The following is a 1,021-nucleotide window of genomic DNA, read 5'->3' as shown; positions in this document are numbered from 1 at the left end:
CCATTATCAAGATAGGCTTCGTTTTGCTTTATGTACTGACAGTTAGTCTGATATGACCAGTTGCTTCGTTTCTTGTGAAAGGTTGGTATTCCATAGCCAATTTTATGATAGTTTCTCCATGCTTTGTGATAATTTTGAATTGCATTGGCGATAGCCAAGCTATCAATGTCTTCAACACGCAAGAAATCATATTTATCTCTAATATTTTTAGGTTTGGAAATTAAGTCTTGCGTATCAATCATTCTTAATGCCTGTTGATTTTCATATTCAGACATTCCCGGCATTACAAAGGGCAAACCGCTGCTAAGCTGTTTGATCCTATTGGCCTTTTTAACGTGATAGATCAAACGGCCAGCGCCAACGTATTGGTTATAAACAAAACGCTGTGCGTCATAATTCTGCTTAATCATTTTCTTTTGATTATTGCTAGGATAGAATCTTACTTTTACGCCAAAGTGATATTCTAAACTGCTCATTCTTTTCATTTTTTCACCCCCCTTTGTTGATATGATTTGATTATAGACTATGTAAATATTATAATCAATAGTAAACACTTATAAACAAAGAGGTTAAAAGTATTTCCTATGATAAAAAAGAAAGACAAAATAAAAGACGCAGGCTATGAAAAGCACTACGTCTACAATACTCATTATCATTTGATTTGGTGTACCAAATACCGCAATCAGATTTTTACAAATACCAATTTAGCCGAAGAAATGCGAAAGCTTTTATTGCAGATTGCCAAGGATAATCAAATTAAGATAGAAAAAATGGAGATCATGCCCGAACATGTTCACTTATTGGTTAGCTTTAAGCCTTCTAAATCTGGTTCTAGTGTAATCAAGGCTCTAAAAGGCAGAAGTGGCAGGTTGTTTTTGCAGGCACATCCCGAAATTAGGCAAAACAAGATGTGGGGCGGACATCTATGGTCGCCAAGCTATTATTTTGGCAGTGTAGGCAATATGTCAAAAGAAGTGGTAGAGAAATACATCAACGATCAAGTCTATAACGCAATCAAAGA

2 protein-coding genes are annotated in these 1,021 nt (G+C 35.4%); one reads left to right on the top strand and one right to left on the bottom strand.

From position 1 onward, the window contains the following. The coding region (locus CP370_RS09125) for a helix-turn-helix domain-containing protein (RefSeq protein WP_158227045.1) at window positions 1-485 on the bottom strand (485 nt) is incomplete at its 3' end. Window positions 486-584: 99 nt separating this feature from the next. On the opposite strand from CP370_RS09125, the gene tnpA reads away from it, so the two are divergent. Further along, window positions 585-1,021: IS200/IS605-like element ISLjo5 family transposase (gene tnpA / locus CP370_RS09120; protein ID WP_098046677.1), on the top strand; the 437-nt coding region annotated here is incomplete at its 3' end.

Source organism: Lactobacillus sp. UMNPBX19 (assembly GCF_002553805.1).
In the GTDB taxonomy this organism is placed as follows: Bacteria; Bacillota; Bacilli; order Lactobacillales; family Lactobacillaceae; genus Lactobacillus.
This window is presented reverse-complemented; position numbering and strand designations above follow the sequence as displayed.